Genomic DNA, 18964 nt, shown 5'->3' on the forward strand with positions numbered 1-18964 from the left:
GCCGGTTGCCGACCGACCCGGGAAACCACTAGAGAAGGAACGGAGGACACCATGAATGCACCCACCGCCGACGTGATTACGTCGATCGAGCTTCGCGAGCTGCTCGAGTCGCACCGCGACGCCCCGCGCATCGTCGATGTGCGTACCCCCGCGGAATTCGAGACCGCACACATCCCCGGGTCCCACAACGTGCCACTCGACGTGCTGGACAAGCACACCGCCGAAACCGCCGCGCGCCTCGAGTACCGCGACGTCGTCCTGGTGTGTCGCTCGGGACAACGTTCGACCCGGGCGCAAACGCTGTTGCGGAATGCGGGAGTGACCGGCGGACGCATCCTTGAAGGCGGCGTCACCGATTGGGAGGGCCGGGGTTTCGTGCTCGACCGCGGCGTGCAGCGCTGGGACCTCGAACGTCAGGTGCGCCTCGTCGCGGGATCGGTTGTGCTGTCCTCGGTTCTGGGCAGCGTGGCCGTGCCGCGGCTCAAATGGGTGGCCGCTGCGATAGGCGGCGGGCTGACCTTTGCGGCCCTGACCAACACGTGCGCGATGGCGACGGCGTTGGCCAAGTTGCCGTACAACCGGGGCGCGACGCCGGATCCCGAGTCGACCCTGGCGCGACTCGGCGCTCAGTGAAGCGCCTCAGCGGGGACGTGCGGCGGGCTGCCCGTACACGGCCACGACGACGGTTCGGTCCAGGCTGTTGTCCGACCACACCCCGATGTTGGTGTTGGCGCAGTCGCGGATGATCGCCATGTCGTCGGGGTTGTAATACCACTGGTTGACCAGTTCGAGGCTGCTGATGGCGATGGCAGGGTTGATTGCCACCGTCTCGGCGGCCTTCCCGGCAAAGCCGGCGGCGTTGGCCCGGTCCTGCGGCGTCGACCCGTCCGACCCGATGTCGTCGTTGATGTTTCGGTTGTTGATCATGTCTTCCGCGTGCCATTCGGCGGCCAGCGTGAGCGCGTTGTTCCGGATGACGTCGTTCGTGCAGCCCACCTGGTGCTGCATGGTGTAGACGGCGGAGACGACGGCGCTGTTCAGCCGCTTGTTGTCGGCGTGCGCCGCGGGCGCGGCCACAGCGGCCGCGCCCCACAGGAACACGCCGGCGGGCAACGCGCCGGCGCAAATGCGGGTCGTCATCACACCGGGTCGAAACGCGAGACGAGCCAGTGGCCGTTGACCTTGTCCAGCGTCGTCCGGATGACGGGCTGGGTGTCGGTGGGGTTGCCTTCGCCGATGGTCACCGTCTGGTTGACGAACAGCAGCACCACCGCGTGGTTCGCGGTCGCCGAGACTGGCGCCGCCGCAATCACTTTGGCCACCGCCGTGATGCGCTTCTCTTTCGCGCCCGGGATGACGACCTCGCGGGTCAGGGTGGTGTAGGCGTCCTTGAAGTCGCCCGTCAGCCGGTCCCGCGCCGCGCCGAGGTCTTTGTCCACCGAGTCCGGTTTGTACGACAACAGGGCGACGGTGTCTTCGCCGGCGATCCGGACGGCGTCGGCGCGCGCCTGCGCCAAGTCGTCGGCCGAGCCGTCCACCCACCGTAGGTACCCGGACGCCAGCGCCAGCACCAGGGTTAGTCCGGGCAACACCCCGAAGGCGAAGATCCGCTTCCAGTTGATGCGGCGTCGCGCGCGGGTGTCCTCGGGGGAGGTCTCCCCCGCGTCGCCTGCCTCCGAATCCGTCTGGGTTGCTTCGTCTTCGGGCGTCAGTTCGACATCGTCCGCGTCGCTGTCGAGCGCGGCGTCGGTGTTGTCGGTAAGAGTCGTCATGGCACGAACACCACGTTCGACACCTTGGTGTCATCCCCGACCGAGCGCACCTCGATGCGCATCCGCCACTCCCGCGGCGCCTCTTCCCCGCCGGCGGTCCGCGACTTCACCGCGACCGCGACCAACACCTGCGCGGCGTCGCCGTGCTGGGATTCCAGCCCCGCATCGGTGACCGTGCCCTCCGATTTGGACTGGGCCGCCTTGACTACCTCGACGAACGGCTTGGACCGCTGCTCGAAGTCGTCGCGGAACGCCCCGGTGGCTCCATCGAGGATGCGCTGCACGTCGGCGTCGGCCTCGGTGTAATTGATCGTCGTCAGGTTCACCGCGGCCTGGCGGGCGGTCCGGACGAACGAATCACGCCGGGCCTGGGCCTCGTGCTTCTGGTAGGCGTGGTAGCCGAGCCAGCCGGTCAGTCCGGCCAGCGCCGCGACGACGACCGCGCCGGCCACCAACGCCGGCCCGACGTCGGAAAGCCGCCGACGGGTCAGCCGATCCCGCCACCGGGCCGGCGGCGCCGCGGATTCGTCCCCCTCGGGGTCGGTGTCGTCCGCCGTTATCTCCGTTGTCTCACCGACCTTTTCATCGATATCGGGGTATTCGGGTTCGTCGGCCATGCTGCTCCTCACTGGCCCGGCCCGGTAGCGGGCCGGGACGACTCACGGTTGCGGGACAAGAAGTGACTGCCAGTCCTTGGCGCGCGGGTGCGCCAGGTCTGACTCGGTGTAGCGGTGCCCGTCCGGCCCGATGTAGTCACCATTGGCCGGGTCATAGGTCGCGACCGCCAGCGGCGCGGGTGGCGGCGCGGTGCCGCGCGGCGGCGGCAGCCGCGGATCCTGGCCGGGCGGGTACTGGGGCACGCCTTGGCCGCTGTAGGTGGCGTTCGGGTCGCCCTTCCAGTTGTAGCCGTCGTTGAGTGGCACGTACTCCTCGTCACTCTCGCAGAGTTCGACGGTGGGGGCCCGCTTCCACGGCTTCGTCTCGCAGGGAATGTTGCGCGCCCCCCGCACATTGAGCTCGGAATCCTGCGGAACACGGCAATACAAGTCGGCCGCCGGCCGGTCCGGGGCGTCGACGTCGGCCGGGGAGCGACGCTGCGGGGGCGGCAGGAAACCGGTGGTGCAGGGTGGGGGCGAGTTCAGGTTGAGGTTGAAATCCAGGTAGAAGCCGCGATATTCCTGCTTGCTGTTCAGGTTGGGCACCAGCGCCGCAGACATCACCGCGATACCCTGCGGGAGCAGCACCAGGATCTGCTCGATGTCGTGGCGGTAGACCACCGCGATGTCGCCGAGGCTCACCAGGTTGGCCATCAACACCGGGACGGCCGGCGCCACCCGATCGAACAGCGCGCGACCCTCTTCGAGCCCGGAACCGCCCTGGGTCAACAGGTCTCGCACCGCAGCGTCCTGAGCCTTGAACTGCGCCATGATGGCCGCGGTGCGATTGGACCACGTGCCGATTGCGTCCGACGTCTGCACCTGGGACTTCAGGACCGCGGGCGACTGATCGATCAGGGCGGCGAGCGGGTCGGCGGTGCGTCCCCCCGCGATGGCCAGCGCCGTGGACCCGTCGACGATGCGGGACAGCTCGGGGCCGAGTCCACTGACGGCGCGGTCGGCCTCGTCGATCACCGTGCGCAGGTTGTCGCGCGGAATCGCCTGCAGCGCCTTATTGGTCAGGTCGAGCAGGTGTCCGATGTCGACGGGAACGTCGACCCGGCCGGCCGGGATGACGTCGCCGGCGCGCAGCGGCCGGGACTGTCCCCCGTCCTTGCTCGGCTGGGGAGTCAGCTCGATGTACTGCTCACCGATCGCCGAGCGGCTGTGCACCGACGCCTGCACGTCGGAGGGGACCTTGACGCCCGACCGCAGGGCGAGCACCGCACGCACCCCCGTCGCGGTGACGTCGACCGACTTGACCTGGCCGATGTCGGTGCCGCGGTAGGTGACGACCGAGGTCTTGTAGAGCCCGCCCGACGCGGGCAGGTCCACCGTGACGTTGTACTCCCCGATGCCGAACAAGGTCTCGGGCAACTTCATGAAGTTGAACGCCATTGCGCCACAGGACACCACGGTGACCAGGGACAGAACGGCCAGCTGGATCCACGTCCGGCGGTTCAGGCGCAGCATTCAGTAACCCCCGTTGTGATAGGGGAACGTCAGCGGGTTGCCCCCCGTGACCGGGCTCGGCTGCATGCCGATCGTGCGTCCCCACTGCAGCTCGAGTTCGGTGAGGTTCCCCTCCCAGCGTGAACCCGTGAACAGTGAGGTGTCGATGCGGCTCAGGGTCAAATCGACGATCATCGTGAGGTTGGCGTAGTCGCCGCGGAACCAATTGGTCACCGTGGACGTCGGCCATGGATAGGTGGCCAGGCCATCGAGCCCCTTGGTGAGCGCCGGCCCGGAGTCGGCGAGTGACCGCAGCACCGGTGCGATGTTGCGCAGGTTGTTGACCAGCGATTCCTTGCTCTGGTGGATGGTGTCGGCCGCGATGGCGCTGAACTTGCCCAGCTGGTCGATCGCATCGGCGATCTTGGTGCGCTCCTGGGCCAGGATCGCCAGCGCCTTGGGCACCGTCATGAGCGCCTTGTCGACCACGGGGTCCTTGTCGGCGAACTGTCCGGCCAGCGAGTCGAGGCTCTCGGCGGCGGCGATGATGTCGTCGGTCTGCGCGTTGGTGCCTTTGATGAACTCGTCGAGCTGGCCGAGCAGGCTGCGCATGTCGTTCTCCCGGCCGCCGAACGCTTTGGCGATCGCCTGGTTGATCTCCTGCAGCTGCCCGATCCCACCGCCGTTCAACAGGATTGACACCGATGCCAGGGTCTGCTCGGTGGTCGGATACATGCTCGCGCGCGACAACGGGATCACCGACCCGTTCTGCAGTCGCCCGACCGGCGGCTCGTCCTTGGGGGGCGCGAGTTCGATGTGCATCGAGCCGAGCAGGCTGGTCTGCCCGAGCTTGGCCGTGGAATTGGCCGGCAGGCGCACATCGCCGTCGATGCGCATGGTCACCAGCGCATGCCAGTCCTGAAGCTCGATCCTGGTGACGTTGCCGACGTTGACGTCGTCGACCCGAACGCGGGTGTTCTGCTGGATCGTGACGACGTCGGGCAGCTGCGCCTGGATCGTGTACGCGCCCGGTCCCCCACCCGCGGTGCCCGGGAGCTTGAACGAGTTCAGGCCCCGCCACTCGCATCCGGGCAGCGCGGCGACGCAGACGACGCCGAGCGCGGCGGCTAACGCGCGTCTCACGGCGTCCCCGTCGGCAGCATCAGGTTCTGCAGGACCTGGGTCGAGCTCACGTTGGTATCCGGCGGCGCCTGACCGGGTTGCGGCTGGTTGTCGAGGACCGCCGGCGGGGGCGCCTGTGAAGGCTGCGGCGCCTCGGGCGGCGGGGGCGGCGTGTACCCGGGGCGCAGCGAATCCTCGCTGTAGGTGATCTCGTTCGGCCGGGCCTGAGTGCCGACGAACGGGTTGATTCCCACCGGGATGTAGTTGTAGATGCGGTTTTTGATGATCGGGTTGACGTACTGCAGGCACAGCTTCGACACCCGGTCCAACCGGGCCCGGGCGGCCGCCTCGATCGAGCTGCAGATCCACTGCGGTATGTCGGCGAAGTTGTTCAGCGCGAGGATGCCGCTCATCGCGCTCTGCGCGGGTTGATAGATGTTCATGAAGTTCTGGAACACCGTCGGGACGACGTGCAGGATCTGCTTGATGTCCGCGCGGCTGTCGTTGAGGGCGGTCGTGATGGAACTCAGCCGGTCGAACGTGACGCCCACGGATTCCCGGTTTTCGGCGAGGAAGTCGCGCAGATCTGCCAGGGCCCCGTCGAGGCCCTTTACCGCGTTGGCGACTTCGTTGGGGCTGTTCGACAGGATCGTCGTCACGCTGGCCAGGTTCTGGTTGAAGGAGGCCAGCAGGTCGCTGCTCGAATACAGCGCCGACACCAGCAACTGGAGATTGCGCACCGTGCTGAAGATGTCGTCCGCGTGGTCGCCGAGCGCCGAAATGGCCTGGGACAGTTTGATCACCGTGTCCCGCGCGGTGTCTCCCTGGCCGCGCAGGTTGTCCGCCGCCGAATTGATGAATTCGCCGGCCGAGTTCACGCCGCCGGGCGCCGTCGGCTGTAGGGCGTCGGTCAGCTTCTCCAGCTGCTTGCGGAAGTCGTCCCATTCGACGGGAACCGCGGTGCGGCCCAGGGGGATCGACGCCCCGGGGCTCAGCTTGGGGCCGTTGGAGTAGGCCGGGACGAGCTGGATCGCGCGGGGTGTCACCAACGACGGCGACAGGATCGCGGCGCGCGCATCGGCCGGCACCGAATATTGCTTCTCGACGGAGAACGTCACCTTGGAACTCGCCGGCTGCGGTTCGATCTTGTCCACCACGCCGACGGGGACGCCGAGGATCCGGATCTCGTCACCGACGAACAATCCGTTGGCCTCCGTGAAGTACGCCGAGTAGGTGTTCTTTTCGACGTCGTTCCAGAATTTCTTGCCGACCAGGAAGGACGCCGCGGCCAGCGTCACGGCCAGGGTGACGGCGGTCGCCCGGCGCAGGGTGCGTCGGCTCATCATTGCCCCCCGGGCCCGGCGGGCGCCGGGCTCGGCTCGGGCGGCGGTCCCGGCGCCGGCGTGGGTGAGGGCGGCTGGGACCAGATCGGGTGTGGCGCGCTCTCCGGCGGCACGGGCGGCGTACCGGTCGGCGGGTCCACTGCCTCGGACGGCAGCTTCTGGTCGGGGTCCAGCGGCCGGTCGTACATCCGGGCGTCGAGGGTCGGGCCGCCAAGCTGACCCGGGATCAGGTTGGCGACGTACGCCTTGAAAAACGGCCCGGAGCCCAGCACTTCACCGAAGGACATCGCGTACCGCTTGAATTTCGGCAACGTCCGCTGCAGGTCTTCCTTGCGGTTGTCGAGGATCTCGAGCACGCCGTTGAGCTTGTCGAGGGCGGGCTTGAGCTGCGTCCGGTTGTCGTTGACCAGCCCTGAGATTTGATGCGACACCGCGGTCAGGTTGTTCATCAGCGCGTCGAGCGAATCCCGTTCGTCGAGCAGTGCCGCCAGCAACGCGTTGGAGTTCGCCACCAGGCTCGCGATCTGCTGACTGCGCCGGCCCAGCACACCGGAGACCTTGTTGGCGTTGCCCAACAGGCTGCGGAGTTGTTCGTCGCGGTTGTTAAGGGTCTGCGAGAACCGGGCCACGCCCTGCAGCGCGGGCTTGAGATCGGCCGGCGTCTCCTTGAAGGTCTCGGCCAATGTGGTGAGCGCCGAGGACAATTGGTTGGTGTCGAGGCCGCTGACGGTGGTGGTGAGGTCGCCCAGCGCAACCGGGAGGTCGTAGGGCGAGCTGGTGCGCTCCAGCGGGATGACGCCCGTCAGCTTGCCTCCGCCCCGGGACGTGAGCTCCAGCATCTTGCTGCCCAGGATCGTCTCGGTCTTGATCGCCGCCTCCGTGCGGTCGCCCAGCTCTATCCCCCTGCGGACGGTGAAGCCGATGCGAACCTTGGTGCCTTCCAGGCGGATCGTCGAGACCCGGCCGACGCCCAGGCCGGACACCCGCACCGTGTTGCCCGCCTTGATGCCACCGGCCTCGGAGAAGTACGCGGCGTAGTCGTTGGTGTTCTTGACGAACGGCAGCTTGTCGTACTGGAAGGCGGCGACGGTCACGCAGATCAGGATCGCGGTGCCCATCACGCCGATCGTCACGGGGCTTCGCGAGCCGAACGATAGCTTCGGTAACCTCATTTCGGCGTGCACCGCCCGCTCGGCTGACCGAGCAGCTTGACGTAAATCGGGTTGCCCCCCTTGCCGTTCAGCTTCAGCAACACCTCGCAGAAGTAGAAGCCGAAGTAGTCGCCGTTGAGCCCCTGCCGGGCGAGTACCTGGTAGGTATCGGGAAGCTGCTTGAGCAGGTTGTCCACATACTCCCGGTCGGCCAGCACCTGGCCCGACATCCGGTCGGTCTCGTGCACGACGTCCTTGATCGGCTGCCGCGCCTGCACCAGCAGGTCGGTCACCGAGCCCGCGGCCGCGTTGATGTATGCCAGCCCGGTCGAGATGTCCTCCTTGCGCTGCGCCAGGCCGTCGACAAGCGCGGACAGCTTGTCCAGTCCGTCGGAGAACTCGTGGTCGCGCGCGGCGAAGGTGTGCAGCACGGTGTTCAGGTTCTTGATCAGCTCGCCGATCAACTCGCTGCGCCCCGCCAGGGTGGACGTCAGCGTCGAGGTCTGCGCCAGCACCGAGGCGAGCGTCCCCCCCTGCCCCTGGAAGATCCGCAGCAGCTCCCCGGACAACGCGTTGACCTGGTCGGGATCCAGCGCGCGGAACAGCGGGCGGAAGCCCCCGATCAGCGCATCGATGTCCAGCGCGGGTGACGTCCGCGCCAGCGGAATCGTCGCGCCGGGCGCCAGCCGGTGCGGCGACCCGGGCCCCTCCTCGAGCGCGAGATAACGATCGCCGATCAGGTTCTCATAGCGCACAACCGCTTTGGTGCCCTCGGTGAGGCGGACGCCCTTGTCAACCGAGAAGCCGACGGTGACCGTGCCGTCGCGGTGCAGCGTCAGGTCGCCGACCTTGCCGACCTCCACCCCGGCGATGCGGACGAAGTTGCCGGACTTCAGACCGGAGATGTTGGTGAAGACCGCCTGATAGCCGGTGCGGTCCTCGAAGCGCAGCTGCCCGAACACCGCGATCAGCGTGAACGTGAAGACCAGGCAGATCGCCGTGAACAGCGCGACGCGTGCGACGATGCCGGACATCTTTCGTCTCATGGGGGTGGCTGCCCCCCGCGGAAGAAGTAGCGCGGCGCCTCGGGCGGATTCTTGGTGGTCGGGAAGTAGTTCGACCACCAGGGGTTGCCGGCCGCGACGTTGGTGCGGATCTCGTTCGGGGCGCCGCCCCACCCCGTGTCGGTGACCAGCGCGCGCACCGGGAAGTTGGCGCTCGGGTCCGGCAGCGAACCGCAGCTGGGGTGGCCGCCCGGACCGCCGGTCGCGTTCACCTTGGGCAGGTGTTTCGGGTACCGATACGGGTCGTCGCCGAACAGCAGGCCGGCATCCATGATGAACGAATAACCGTTGCCGCCCAACATGTCCCGGCCACCATGGTCCACGTACCACTGCGCACCCTGGAACAAGCACGTGAACGTCGGTGAGTACTTGTCGAGCAGCGCCATGGTCGGATCGAGCAGGTTGACCGACTGCACGATGTTGGCTTCGTTGCGGCCGATGACGTTGATTCCGGCCTGACTGAGGCCCGCCGCAGACAACAACAGCGTGTCGAGGGACCGCTGGTTTTCGGTGAGCGTGGAGCTGGTGGTCGCCGCCGAGTCGAGGATCGACAGAATGTCCTGCGCCGCACCGGAATAGATGTCCGCCGTCTTGCCGAACATCCGCCAGTCCCGGTGGATCGTGTCCATCCGGGGGTTGACGGTCAGCAGGACGTCGTTCGCATCGGTGATCGCCTGCCCGATCCGTTCACCCTTGCCCCGCACCGACTGCGCGAACGCCGAGAGGATCGCGTTCAGCTTGGCCGGGTCGATGGCCTGGACCACGGCCTGCAGATTCTCGAAGACCGTGTTCACCTCGACGGTGACGTTGCGGGAATGCAGCACCGCGCCGGGCTTCAACGGTGTGGGACTCGGGTGCTCGGGAAGGATCAGGTCGACGTATTTGGATCCGAAAGCGGTGGTCGACTTGATCTCGGCCTCGAGGTTGCTCGGCAGGTACTTGAATGCGTTGGGTTGCAACTTCAATTGCAGCTCAGCCGCTTTCACGTCGGTGCCGATGGCAGCGACCTGTCCCACCTCCACGCCGCGCAGCTTGACCTTGGCACCGGTTTCCATAACCAGGCCCGCCCGGTTCGACACCAGCGTGAGCGGGACGAAATCTTGGAATTTGCCGGAGAACGACGCGGCGGTCAGCGCGACCAGGCCGCCGATCAGGATGAACAACGTCGGCGCCAACCAGATCGGATCTATCTTGTTCGCGCGGACCCTGTTTCTCCTGCCGGGTTCACTGCTGCGGTGGTTGCTCATGCGATCATCCCGACAGGTTGAAGTTGCCGGACTGGCCGTAGACGGACAGCGAAATCATCAGGCAGACAAACGCGGTGATGATCATCGACGTCCGCACCGAGCGGCCCACGGCCTCCCCCACCCCGGCAGGACCACCGGTCGCGTTGAACCCGTAATAGGTGTGCACGACCATCACACCGGTCGCCATGCTCAGCGCCGCCACGAACGACCAGAGCAGGTCGTTGGGACGCAGGAACGTCGAGAAGTAGTGCTCGTAGACGCCGCGGGACTGGCCGTAAACGTAGATGGTGAGCGACTTTGCCGCGATGAACGACATCAGCACCGCGACGGCGTAGAGCGGGATCACGACCAGTACGCCGGCGATGATCCGGGTCGACGCCAGGTAGGTGATCGCGCGGATGCCCATGACCTCGAGCGCGTCGATCTCCTCGTTGATCCGCATCGCGCCCAGCTGAGCGGTCGCACCGGCGCCGATCGTGGCCGACAAGGCCAGGCCGGCCGTGCAGGGCGCGATCATGCGGACGTTCAAGAACGCCGACAGAAAGCCGGTGAGCGCCTCGACACCGATGTTGGACAACGTGTCGTAGCCCTGTACCGCGACCAGCGCGCCCGTGGTCAGGGTCAGGAAGCCGATGATGCCCACGGTGCCCCCGATCACCGCCAGCGCACCGGTGCCCATGCCCATCTCGGCGATCAGCCGCAGCAGTTCGCCTGGATAGCGCCGCACCGCGTCGCCGATGTTGGCCAGGGACTGCCCGTAGAACGCGGTCTGTTCACCGAGCTTGCGGGTGGAAGCCACCAGCCTGGGGCCGACCAGGGCGAACCACGACGGCTCGCGCGCCGCATCGCTCATTTGGCCGTCACCTTCACTCCGAGCGCGGTGCTCAAGATGTTGATGAAGAACAAGGCCATGAAGGAGAACACCACGGTCTCGTTCACCGCGTTGCCGACGCCGGTGGGACCACCGCCCACCGACAGGCCCTTGTAGCAGGCGATCAGGCCGGCCGACAGCCCGAACAGGGTCGCCTTGATCAGCGAGATCACGACCTGCGGCAACCCGGTGACCAGCGTCATCCCGGCGATGAAGGCGCCGGGCGTGACGTGCTGGACGAAGACCACGAACACGTAGCTGCCGGCCAGGCCGGTGACGGCAACCACCGAATACAACAGCACCGCAACGAAGATCGCGGCGATGATGCGGGGCACCACCAGCGCCTGGATCGGATCGACACCGATCACCTTCATCGCGTCGATTTCCTCGCGAATGGTCCGCGCTCCCAGGTCCGCGCACATCGCCGTCGACCCGGCGCCCGAGACGACCATCGCCGTGACGACGGGCCCGACCTGGGTCACCGATGCCAGCCCCGCGCCGGCACCCGAGAGATCGCCGGCCCCGATCTCGACGAGGAGGATGTTCAGGACGAAGACGATGAGCACCGTGTACGGGATCGACAACATGATGGTCGGGAAGATCGACACGCGGGCGACGAACCAGATCTGCTCGAGGATCTCGCGCCAGGCCCACGGGCGCCGAACCATGGCGGTCAGCGATTCGGCGGTGAAGAGGAAGAATTCGCCCAGCGCGTTCATGGGCTTGGCGATGGTCGCGCCGTTCATAGCGCGCGCTCAAACCGACGCACGACCGCATGCCTCAAAGCGTTCCCCAATTTCGTAACACCATTAATCCGTTTGTAATTTGCTGGTCCGGAGGTGAGCAGCGCTGCTTACAAACGACCGCGATGTCTCGTTGCGCGCATAGACCACGCGAGGAATTTATTGGCAAAACGATGCCCGGCGTCAGGGTTGCAATCACCCAGAAGAAATCTGCCCAGGCGAGAATTTGCTGTGTCGGCAGTGTCCACGTGCGATCGGCACTCGTTGACCCGGGCAAAGTGGATGCCGACCGGACCAAAGGGCACGCCGATCAGGGCGGTGCGCGCAGCAGTGCCGGCCAGCGCACGGGCGACTTCCCGGGGCCGGTACGGATCGCGCGGACGCGCAGTTCGCCAGCAGCGAAGCCGCGTCGCAATTCGCCGCGCCGCGGATATATGTCACCCATCCCGAAACCTGCTCGAGTATTCGGGGCCGCCGGACCCTGAGTCGGCTGTCACCGCCGCTAGCAAGAGTTCGGATTGCTCGAGTGAAATACAAGCCTTGGGTTCAGGATGAGCGCAATTCACGCACCCAATTGCCCGCCGAGAGTGAAACTCAGCCGGCGTTGGTGCCGCCCTCGGCGATCCGGCGCACCGCGTCGAGAAAGACGTCGATCTCCTCGAACGTGTTGTAGAAGGCGAACGACGGGCGAACGGTCGCCTCGAGCCCCAGGCGGCGCAGGATGGGCTGCGCGCAGTGATGCCCGGCGCGCACCGCGATGCCCTCGGCGTTGAGCGCCTTGCCGACGTCCAGCGGGTCGTGCCCGGCCAGCACGAACGACAGCACGCTGGCCTTCTCGGTGGCGGTGCCCACCAGGCGGACGCCGGGGATGGCGGCCAGCCGCGGGGTGGCGTACTCGAGCAGCTCGTGCTCGTAGGCGGCGATCCGGTCGACCCCGAGTCGCTGCACGTAGCGCAGGGCCTCGCCCAGCCCGACGGCGTCGGCGATGTTTCCGGTGCCGGCCTCGAACTTGCTCGGCGGCCCCTGATACAGCGACCGCTCCAGGGTGACGTCGGCGATCATGTTGCCGCCGCCCTGCCATGGCGGCGTCTCCGCCAGCGCGTCCTCGCGCCCGTACAGCACACCAATCCCCGTGGGGCCGTAGATCTTATGGCCGGAGAACACGAAGAAGTCGACGCCGAGCTCGGCTACGTTGACCGGGATGTGCTGGATTGACTGGGCGCCGTCGATCAGTACTCGCGCCCCGTAGCGGTGACCCAGCTCCACGATCTGCTCGACCGGGGTCACCGTGCCCAGCGCGTTCGACACCTGGGTGGCCGCCACCAGCTTCGTCTTCGGCCCGAGCAGGTCCTCGAATTCCGACATCAGCAGGTTGCCGGCGTCGTCGACCGGCGCGACTTTGAGGACCGCGCCGGTCTGCTGCGAAAGCAATTGCCACGGAACGATATTGGCGTGGTGCTCCAGGTGCGTGATGAGGATCTCGTCACCGGGCAGCAAGTGCTTACCGCCCCAGGCGTAGGCCACCAGGTTGATGGCCTCGGTAGTGCCGCGCGCGAAGACGATCTCCTCCACCTTCGACGCGCCGATGAAGCGCCGCACCGTGTCGCGGGCCTCCTCGTAGGCATCGGTCGCGCGGGCCGCCAGCTCGTGCGCGGCGCGATGGATGTTGGAGTTCTCGTGCGCGTAGAAGTAGGCCAGCCGGTCGATCACCACCTGCGGCTTCTGCGTGGTGGCGGCGTTGTCGAACCAGATCAGCGGCTTCCCGTGGATGGTCTCCTTCAGGATCGGGAAGTCGGCCCGCACCGCGTTCACGTCGAACACCTCGTGCCCGTCCGGGAACTGGGGAACGGAACCGGTCAGAAACGAGTAGTCGGACTCGTTCCCGACCACCGCGGTCGGCGCGACGAAGGGGGCGTCTGACCAGCCCAGGTCGGCGACCGTCGGCGCCAGAGGCAGCCACGAAGGTGTCCCCACCACCGGCACGGCCGGGACGGCGTCCTGCCCGGGTGCCGCCAAGGCGCCGAGGCCGAAGGGTGACAGATAGGGGTCCGCGACGCCGCCCGTCGCCTCGGCGGCCGACGGGACCGCCGTCGTATCGGGCACGGTGCCGCGCGGGGCGACGGGCACCGCGTTCGGCGGGCCCTCGGAGGGCTCGGGAGACGGGGGCGCGGGGAGGTAGATGTCGGTGCTCCCGACGGCCGGCACCACCCCGGGATGGAAATCGGACAGGCCGGCGGCCGTCAGCCCGGTCGACGTCGCGGCCGTCGTGTCCGGGACGCTGCCCCGCGGGGCCACCGGCACCGTCTGCGGCGGCCCTTCGGCGGGCTCGGGCGACGTCGGCGCCGGAAGGTAGATGTCGCGGGCGCCGATCACCGGGACCGGGGTCGGGTAAACGTCGGCGTATCCGGTCGCGGCCTGCCCGGCGGATGTGGCGGCGGTGACGTCCGGCACGCCGCCGCGCGGCGCGACGGGCGCAGCCTGCGGCGGGGTGTCGGGTCCCGGCCTGATGCTGGCCGCATACAGCTGGGTGGCCAGCGCCGCGATCTCCGCGGCGCTGATCGGCAGCTCGCTTTCGGCGTCTACCGCTCGGTACTCACTTGTACTCATGGAACTGGTCCACAGCGACACCGTCGAGCACGGCGAGCGCGTCGTCGGTGAGCACGGCTAGCGATGTGTAGAGGGTGACCAGGTAGGTGGCGATGGCCGACTGGTTGATGCCGGTGAAGCGCACCGACAGACCCGGCGCCTGCTCACCGACCAACCCGGGCTGGAACAGGCCCACCACACCCTGCCGTTCCTCGCCCGTGCGCACCAGGATGAATTTGGTCTTGCCGTCCTCGACCGGGACCTTGTCCGACGGAATGAGCGGGATGCCGCGCCACGTGATGAACTGCGCGCCGAACAGGCTCACGACCACGGGTGGTACGCCGCGGTAGGTGGCCTCGCGGCCGAACGCGGCAATGCCGAGCGGGTGGGTGAGGAAGAAGCTCGGCGTCTTCCAGACCTTGGTGATCAGGGCGTCCAGGTCGTCGGGAGTAGGCGCACCGGCGAGCGTCTGGATCGTCTGCTCGGGCGTAGCCTGCGCCAGCAGGCCGTACTCCGCGTTGTTGACCAGCTCGTAGTCCTGGCGCTCCTTGATGGTCTCGATGGTCAGCCGCAGCTGCTGGGCGACCTGGTCGTGCGGGCTGGAGTACAGGTCCGACACCCGGGTGTGGATGTCGACCAGGGTCGAAATGCTGCGCAGCGTGTATTCGCGCGGGCTGGTCTCGTAGTCCACATAGGTCTCGGGGAGCGGCTCTTCGGTGCCGGCGCCGGCCTCGGATTTGATCGCGACGTTCTCCGGGTTGACCACGCGGTTCACCCGATAGATGCCGGCTTCCACTGGGACCCAGCTGAGCAGGTGCAGCAACCAGCGCGGCGTGATGGTGGAGAGCTGCGGGACGGTCTTCGTCGCGTTGGCGAGTTGCCGGGCAGCAAGGTCGCCAAGTGCCTGAGACTCGCTTTGAGCCGATGTCATCGGAGGTCCTTCCGTGCTTGGTCCAATAGTGCAGCGGGGTTCGGCGGGGCCAAGGTGGCCCCACTCTCATCGCATCCGCGCGCCGAGCCTAGGCAAGTGTAAGACCCCCGCGAAGGGTTTACACCGGGAGTGATCCGAAGGAGAAATGCGCCGATGCCCTATAGTTGGGCCCATGCATCAGGCCGCACCGCTGCGCTTCGCTCCTTCGCGCTGCACTGCCGACGCCCGTTGTTGTTGCTGTTGTTGATTTCCTGAGCCCTCTGACGCCCAAGAAATCCCCGCGCCTTTCGCCACGAGCAGGACGACTTGTCCGTGCCGGACGACCCGAAGCGCGCACCAATCCCAAGTCTTTCAGGAAGCACAGCAACCCATGACCGTACTGTCCATATCCGGCCGTCGCTTGTCGCGCGTGGCGACCCACCGGCGCGTACTCGTCCGGCCGGCGACCCAAGTCCCGCAGATGACGCGCTACCGCGGCGGCACTTACTCCCACACCGTCGACACCGTCGTGTTCGCTGACGGCAGCCGCGCTCGCACGGACCTCATCCGCCTCAATCCCAACCTGCACGCCTACTCTCTGGACTTCACCGGCGTCGCACCGAGTCACCCGTCCCGTTACGCGCTGGGTACTTGGGCGGCACTTCCCCACCTGAGTACCCGCGGTTACGAAGCGCAGGTGGACTGGATCCTCCGTCATTCGTTCCCAATGCGCTCGACCGCCGCGCTCAGCCAGCAGCTGCGGGCGGCCGGTCACCCGCTGGGAAAGGCGAACATCAGCGAACACGAGGCCATCGCGGCGACCCAGGCCGCGATCTGGCATTTCACCAACGGGCTGGTCCTGCACACTCGTCCGCTGAACGTCCCCGTCTCGACGCGTCGCAGGGCGGGGGCGATCACCTTCGAGTTCGACGGCGAACCACAGCTGGGCGGCTACTCGGTGTGGACGGACTCCGACACGGTCGTGGGCTTCAAGCTGCAGAAGTCGGCGAATGGTGTTTCCTGGCAGGATGTTTCGGGCTCACAGCTGATGGCGGACGCCGGGCGGGGCCGCTACCAACGGGCGCTGGGAGTGGGCAGCACCGTCTCGGCCAGCCGCCACGGCCGCGCGGGGCGCGGCTACCGGTACTACCGTCTAGTCACCACCGCGCACTCCAGCACGGCGAGCGTCGGGCATGTCGACTTCTGGTTGACCGGTTCCCGCCACTATCGCAACGCCGATCGGGTCGTGCACCTCTACAATTATCTATTGAGTGGCGCATGCAACGCTTTGGAGAACACTGAGGAACTGCGACTAGTCGATGATCAAGCAACCGCCGAATCGGAACTCGTAGGACCGTTCCAGGTGCCAATCCCATTGACGCTCAGCGTCTCTGCCGGACACACACTCGTCGACGCCGACGGTATGGCCGTCCGCGACATCGTCGAACCGGGCACCGATTTCTACCTCCGTCCGGCGTCGGGCACATCGGCAGCAACGATCATCGCGACTTCGCCGCACAGCCTCACCGGGCGCGTGCTGACCGGTGTGGCATCAGATGGAGCGCCGCAGCGGCTGACGCCGATCGCCCTTACGGTCCCCGCCGACGTGGCCATCGAATTCGACATCACTTGGCAGCCCGACGAATCCTGTTCCGACATCGCCTAAGGGAAATTCATGAGCATCGCTGAGAACGTCACACAACTGATTGGGAACACGCCGCTGGTCCGGCTGAACCGGGTCACCGAGGGAGCGGTCGCCGACGTTGTCGCCAAGCTGGAGTTTTTCAACCCGGCCAATAGCGTGAAGGACCGCATCGGGGTTGCGATGATCGACGCGGCGGAAGAGGCCGGCCTGATCACGCCGGACACGATCATTCTCGAACCGACGAGCGGAAACACCGGCATCGCGCTGGCGGTGGTGGCCGCGGCACGCGGCTATCGCTGCGTCCTGACCATGCCGGAGACGATGAGCACCGAGCGACGAAAGCTGTTGCTCGCGCTGGGGGCCGAGCTCGTCCTGACACCGGGTGCCGAGGGGATGCCGGGTGCCATCGCCAAGGCCGAGGAACTGGCCAAGAGCGATCAACGCTACTGGGTGCCGCAGCAGTTCGAGAATCCGGCCAACCCGGCGATCCACCGCAAGACCACCGCGGAGGAGGTGTGGCGCGACACCGACGGGAAGGTCGACATCTTCGTGGCCGGTGTCGGCACCGGCGGCACTATCACCGGCGTTGCCCAGGTCATCAAGGAACGTAAGCCGTCGGCCCAGTTCATTGCCGTGGAGCCGGCCGCCTCGCCGGTGCTGTCCGGCGGTCAGAAGGGACCTCACCCGATCCAGGGCATCGGCGCAGGGTTCGTCCCGGCGGTGCTTGACCTGGATCTGGTCGACGAGGTTGTCACCGTCGGCAACGAGGACGCGGTCAACCTCGCCCGCCGGCTCGCCCGCGAGGAGGGGCTGCTCGTCGGCATCTCTTCGGGCGCGGCTGTGGTCGCGGCCCTGCAGGTGGCCCGGCGCCCCGAAAACGCCGGCAAGCTCGTCGTCGTTGTCCTGCCGGACTTTGGCGAACGCTATCTGAGCACTCCGCTGTTCGCCGACGTGGCGGAATAGTCATGCTCGCGGCCATCCGGCGTGACATCAGGGCAGCCAAGGAACGGGACCCGGCCGTTCCCAGCACGCTCCAGGTGGTCTTCGCCTACCCGGGCGTGCACGCCATCTGGGGGCATCGGGTCACCCATTGGTTGTGGAACCGAGGTGCAAGGTTGGTCGCGCGAACACTGGGGGAGCTCACCCGAGCCCTGACCGGCGTCGACATCCACCCCGGCGCGGTGCTCGGCCCCGGCCTCTTCATCGACCACGCGACCGGCGTGGTGATTGGAGAGACGGCGGAGGTCGGCGAGGATGTCACGATCTACCACGGTGTCACGCTCGGCGGAAGCGGCAAGGAAACCGGAAAGCGCCACCCGACCATCGGCGACCGGGTGATCGTCGGCGCCGGGGCGAAGGTCCTCGGCGCGATCAAGATCGGCGACGACAGCCGGATCGGCGCTAACGCTGTCGTGGTGAAAGACGTACCGTCCGACGCGGTGGTCGTCGGGGTGCCCGGGCAGGTCATCGGACGCAGCCACCCCGGTCCCGGCGGTCCGGACGACTCGATGATGCCCGACCTCGTCGGCGTCAGCCTGCAATCGCTACTGACCAGGGTGGCCAGACTGGAGGCGCAGGCCAACGGCTCAGAGAGCGACCGCGTCATCCGGCCGCCGAAGGCCGGGGTGTGGTACGGCGAGGACTTCTCCATCTGAGTCGCCCTGCCCATGGCTCGGGAACCGGAGCCGCGTTGATCGGCCACGCCACCTACGCGACGTCCGTTCGGGCGCCAACGGTTAAATTGCTTGTGAGCCAAACGAATTGAATACACGCACCGGAATGGCCGTGCCGTATAGTGGGCGCATGCAACAGGCCATCCAGCCGGACTTCGCGCTTCCGGTCCTTCTTCCCGGGAACTGTTGCCGCTGATTACCTGACGGTTTGTGACGCCGTCGTTATTCGCCTCTGCTCGGCGTTGCGCGCTAGCCAACCCCACAGGCGGTCCCCCGGACAACAGCCTCGCAGGGCGATCAGTGACACGAGGCCCCCTCCTAATCCATCTCGGTGAGTAGGGGTGACCAAACGAGTGATTCGAATCAGGAGGTCGACGACGAATGATTGAAGGTCGCGCAAGCCGGTCGCCGCTCGGCCATGGCCGTCGGGAAACCACGCGAGTTCTCGACACCGCGGTGGGGATACTGGTCGGATGGCGCCGATGCAGCACGGATGCCGCCTTCCAGGAACTGATCACCGTCGCCGAGCGGCATGGCGTGGGGGTTTTCGCCATGGCCTCGGCCCTGGTGTCCCTGGCCGGCGGGGGCGTCAGTGCCCGGACCGCCAACAGTGCCGCTCGGGTGGCCGCCGAACGTGAATGGGGCCTGTCTTACTTGCTGTGACGCGGTCACTGCTCCCGGCGCTCTTGGCCCGGGCCGCGTGAGCTCGGTGAAGTAATACTCAGGCTG

Annotated in this window: 19 protein-coding genes; 5 read left to right on the forward strand and 14 right to left on the reverse strand. The window is 67.1% G+C overall.

The genetic code is table 11. The features are described 5' to 3' along the window. The first annotated feature begins 51 nt into the window (after positions 1-51). Positions 52-633, forward strand: a complete 582-nt coding sequence (locus G6N56_RS07265) for a rhodanese-like domain-containing protein (protein WP_085258808.1) — start codon at positions 52-54, stop codon at positions 631-633. Between the two features lie 6 nt (positions 634-639). Here the strand turns inward: G6N56_RS07265 and G6N56_RS07270 are convergent, their stop codons facing one another. The 14 genes from G6N56_RS07270 to G6N56_RS07330 all read right to left on the reverse strand — a co-directional run bounded on the left by G6N56_RS07270 (position 640) and on the right by G6N56_RS07330 (position 14938). Then, positions 640-1140 carry a CAP domain-containing protein gene (locus G6N56_RS07270; protein WP_085258809.1) on the reverse strand — a complete coding sequence of 167 codons (501 nt, stop codon included), beginning with the start codon at positions 1138-1140 and terminating at the stop codon, positions 640-642. Beyond that, complete coding sequence (locus G6N56_RS07275) at positions 1140-1772, reverse strand: hypothetical protein (RefSeq protein ID WP_232069242.1); 633 nt, start codon at positions 1770-1772, stop codon at positions 1140-1142. The genes G6N56_RS07270 and G6N56_RS07275 overlap by 1 nt, the downstream gene beginning before the upstream one ends. Further along, a complete protein-coding gene (locus G6N56_RS07280; protein WP_085258810.1) occupies positions 1769-2389 on the reverse strand; it encodes an Rv1363c family protein in 621 nt (206 codons plus the stop codon). Before G6N56_RS07280 ends, G6N56_RS07275 begins: the two co-directional genes overlap by 4 nt. Before the next feature lie 42 nt (positions 2390-2431). Beyond that, complete coding sequence (locus G6N56_RS07285; protein ID WP_085258811.1) at positions 2432-3901, reverse strand: MCE family protein; 1470 nt, start codon at positions 3899-3901, stop codon at positions 2432-2434. Beyond that, entirely contained in the window at positions 3902-5023 is a 1122-nt protein-coding gene (locus G6N56_RS07290; protein ID WP_085258812.1) for an MCE family protein, read from the reverse strand. It lies immediately after the preceding gene. Next, entirely contained in the window at positions 5020-6345 is a 1326-nt protein-coding gene (locus G6N56_RS07295) for an MCE family protein (RefSeq protein ID WP_408632669.1), read from the reverse strand. Before G6N56_RS07295 ends, G6N56_RS07290 begins: the two co-directional genes overlap by 4 nt. Beyond that, positions 6345-7463, reverse strand: coding sequence for an MCE family protein (locus G6N56_RS07300; RefSeq protein ID WP_264019948.1), 1119 nt, complete (start codon positions 7461-7463; stop codon positions 6345-6347). The genes G6N56_RS07295 and G6N56_RS07300 overlap by 1 nt, the downstream gene beginning before the upstream one ends. A 50-nt stretch (positions 7464-7513) precedes the next feature. Then, positions 7514-8542, reverse strand: a complete 1029-nt coding sequence (locus tag G6N56_RS07305) for an MCE family protein (protein WP_085258814.1) — start codon at positions 8540-8542, stop codon at positions 7514-7516. Then, positions 8539-9807, reverse strand: coding sequence for an MCE family protein (locus tag G6N56_RS07310; protein WP_085258815.1), 1269 nt, complete (start codon positions 9805-9807; stop codon positions 8539-8541). Before G6N56_RS07310 ends, G6N56_RS07305 begins: the two co-directional genes overlap by 4 nt. Positions 9808-9811: 4 nt before the next feature. Further along, positions 9812-10660, reverse strand: coding sequence for an ABC transporter permease (locus G6N56_RS07315; RefSeq protein ID WP_085258816.1), 849 nt, complete (start codon positions 10658-10660; stop codon positions 9812-9814). Then, entirely contained in the window at positions 10657-11424 is a 768-nt protein-coding gene (locus tag G6N56_RS07320; RefSeq protein ID WP_085258817.1) for an MlaE family ABC transporter permease, read from the reverse strand. Before G6N56_RS07320 ends, G6N56_RS07315 begins: the two co-directional genes overlap by 4 nt. 307 nt (positions 11425-11731) lie before the next feature. After that, complete coding sequence (locus G6N56_RS29430) at positions 11732-11866, reverse strand: hypothetical protein (RefSeq protein ID WP_264019947.1); 135 nt, start codon at positions 11864-11866, stop codon at positions 11732-11734. A 149-nt stretch (positions 11867-12015) separates the two neighbouring features. Beyond that, a complete protein-coding gene (locus tag G6N56_RS07325; RefSeq protein ID WP_142280886.1) occupies positions 12016-14028 on the reverse strand; it encodes a family 2A encapsulin nanocompartment cargo protein cysteine desulfurase in 2013 nt (670 codons plus the stop codon). Beyond that, positions 14015-14938 (reverse strand): family 2A encapsulin nanocompartment shell protein, encoded by a 924-nt coding sequence (locus G6N56_RS07330; protein WP_085258818.1) that lies wholly within the window; start codon positions 14936-14938, stop codon positions 14015-14017. The genes G6N56_RS07325 and G6N56_RS07330 overlap by 14 nt, the downstream gene beginning before the upstream one ends. Positions 14939-15308: 370 nt before the next feature. Between G6N56_RS07330 and G6N56_RS07335 the strand changes: the two genes are divergently transcribed. The 4 genes from G6N56_RS07335 (at position 15309) to G6N56_RS07350 (ending at position 18898) form a co-directional block, all read left to right on the forward strand. Next, a complete protein-coding gene (locus G6N56_RS07335; protein WP_085258819.1) occupies positions 15309-16583 on the forward strand; it encodes a thioester domain-containing protein in 1275 nt (424 codons plus the stop codon). 9 nt (positions 16584-16592) lie between these two features. Continuing rightward, the gene (gene cysK, locus G6N56_RS07340) at positions 16593-17525 is read left to right on the forward strand and encodes a cysteine synthase A (RefSeq protein WP_085258820.1); all 933 of its coding nucleotides are present in this window, start codon (positions 16593-16595) and stop codon (positions 17523-17525) included. A 2-nt stretch (positions 17526-17527) separates the two neighbouring features. After that, positions 17528-18217: a serine O-acetyltransferase gene (cysE, locus tag G6N56_RS07345; RefSeq protein WP_085258821.1), complete on the forward strand. Its 690-nt coding sequence runs from the start codon at positions 17528-17530 to the stop codon at positions 18215-18217. Between the two features lie 399 nt (positions 18218-18616). Then, positions 18617-18898, forward strand: coding sequence for an ANTAR domain-containing protein (locus G6N56_RS07350; protein ID WP_085258822.1), 282 nt, complete (start codon positions 18617-18619; stop codon positions 18896-18898). Positions 18899-18964: the final 66 nt, after the last annotated feature.

The organism is Mycobacterium saskatchewanense (genome assembly GCF_010729105.1).
In the GTDB taxonomy this organism is placed as follows: Bacteria; Actinomycetota; Actinomycetes; order Mycobacteriales; family Mycobacteriaceae; genus Mycobacterium; species Mycobacterium saskatchewanense.

What these genes read in the sequence shown, in the direction of transcription:
- G6N56_RS07265 (WP_085258808.1), top strand. Translation starts at nt 52, where the DNA reads ATGAATGCACCCACCGCCGACGTGATTACGTCGATCGAGCTTCGCGAG.
- G6N56_RS07270 (WP_085258809.1), bottom strand. Translation starts at nt 1,140, where the DNA reads ATGACGACCCGCATTTGCGCCGGCGCGTTGCCCGCCGGCGTGTTCCTG.
- G6N56_RS07275 (WP_232069242.1), bottom strand. Translation starts at nt 1,772, where the DNA reads ATGACGACTCTTACCGACAACACCGACGCCGCGCTCGACAGCGACGCG.
- G6N56_RS07280 (WP_085258810.1), bottom strand. Translation starts at nt 2,389, where the DNA reads ATGGCCGACGAACCCGAATACCCCGATATCGATGAAAAGGTCGGTGAG.
- G6N56_RS07285 (WP_085258811.1), bottom strand. Translation starts at nt 3,901, where the DNA reads ATGCTGCGCCTGAACCGCCGGACGTGGATCCAGCTGGCCGTTCTGTCC.
- G6N56_RS07295 (WP_408632669.1), bottom strand. Translation starts at nt 6,345, where the DNA reads ATGAGCCGACGCACCCTGCGCCGGGCGACCGCCGTCACCCTGGCCGTG.
- G6N56_RS07300 (WP_264019948.1), bottom strand. Translation starts at nt 7,463, where the DNA reads ATGGGCACCGCGATCCTGATCTGCGTGACCGTCGCCGCCTTCCAGTAC.
- G6N56_RS07305 (WP_085258814.1), bottom strand. Translation starts at nt 8,542, where the DNA reads ATGAGACGAAAGATGTCCGGCATCGTCGCACGCGTCGCGCTGTTCACG.
- G6N56_RS07310 (WP_085258815.1), bottom strand. Translation starts at nt 9,807, where the DNA reads ATGAGCAACCACCGCAGCAGTGAACCCGGCAGGAGAAACAGGGTCCGC.
- G6N56_RS07315 (WP_085258816.1), bottom strand. Translation starts at nt 10,660, where the DNA reads ATGAGCGATGCGGCGCGCGAGCCGTCGTGGTTCGCCCTGGTCGGCCCC.
- G6N56_RS07320 (WP_085258817.1), bottom strand. Translation starts at nt 11,424, where the DNA reads ATGAACGGCGCGACCATCGCCAAGCCCATGAACGCGCTGGGCGAATTC.
- G6N56_RS29430 (WP_264019947.1), bottom strand. Translation starts at nt 11,866, where the DNA reads ATGGGTGACATATATCCGCGGCGCGGCGAATTGCGACGCGGCTTCGCT.
- G6N56_RS07325 (WP_142280886.1), bottom strand. Translation starts at nt 14,028, where the DNA reads ATGAGTACAAGTGAGTACCGAGCGGTAGACGCCGAAAGCGAGCTGCCG.
- G6N56_RS07330 (WP_085258818.1), bottom strand. Translation starts at nt 14,938, where the DNA reads ATGACATCGGCTCAAAGCGAGTCTCAGGCACTTGGCGACCTTGCTGCC.
- G6N56_RS07335 (WP_085258819.1), top strand. Translation starts at nt 15,309, where the DNA reads ATGACCGTACTGTCCATATCCGGCCGTCGCTTGTCGCGCGTGGCGACC.
- cysK (WP_085258820.1), top strand. Translation starts at nt 16,593, where the DNA reads ATGAGCATCGCTGAGAACGTCACACAACTGATTGGGAACACGCCGCTG.
- cysE (WP_085258821.1), top strand. Translation starts at nt 17,528, where the DNA reads ATGCTCGCGGCCATCCGGCGTGACATCAGGGCAGCCAAGGAACGGGAC.
- G6N56_RS07350 (WP_085258822.1), top strand. Translation starts at nt 18,617, where the DNA reads ATGATTGAAGGTCGCGCAAGCCGGTCGCCGCTCGGCCATGGCCGTCGG.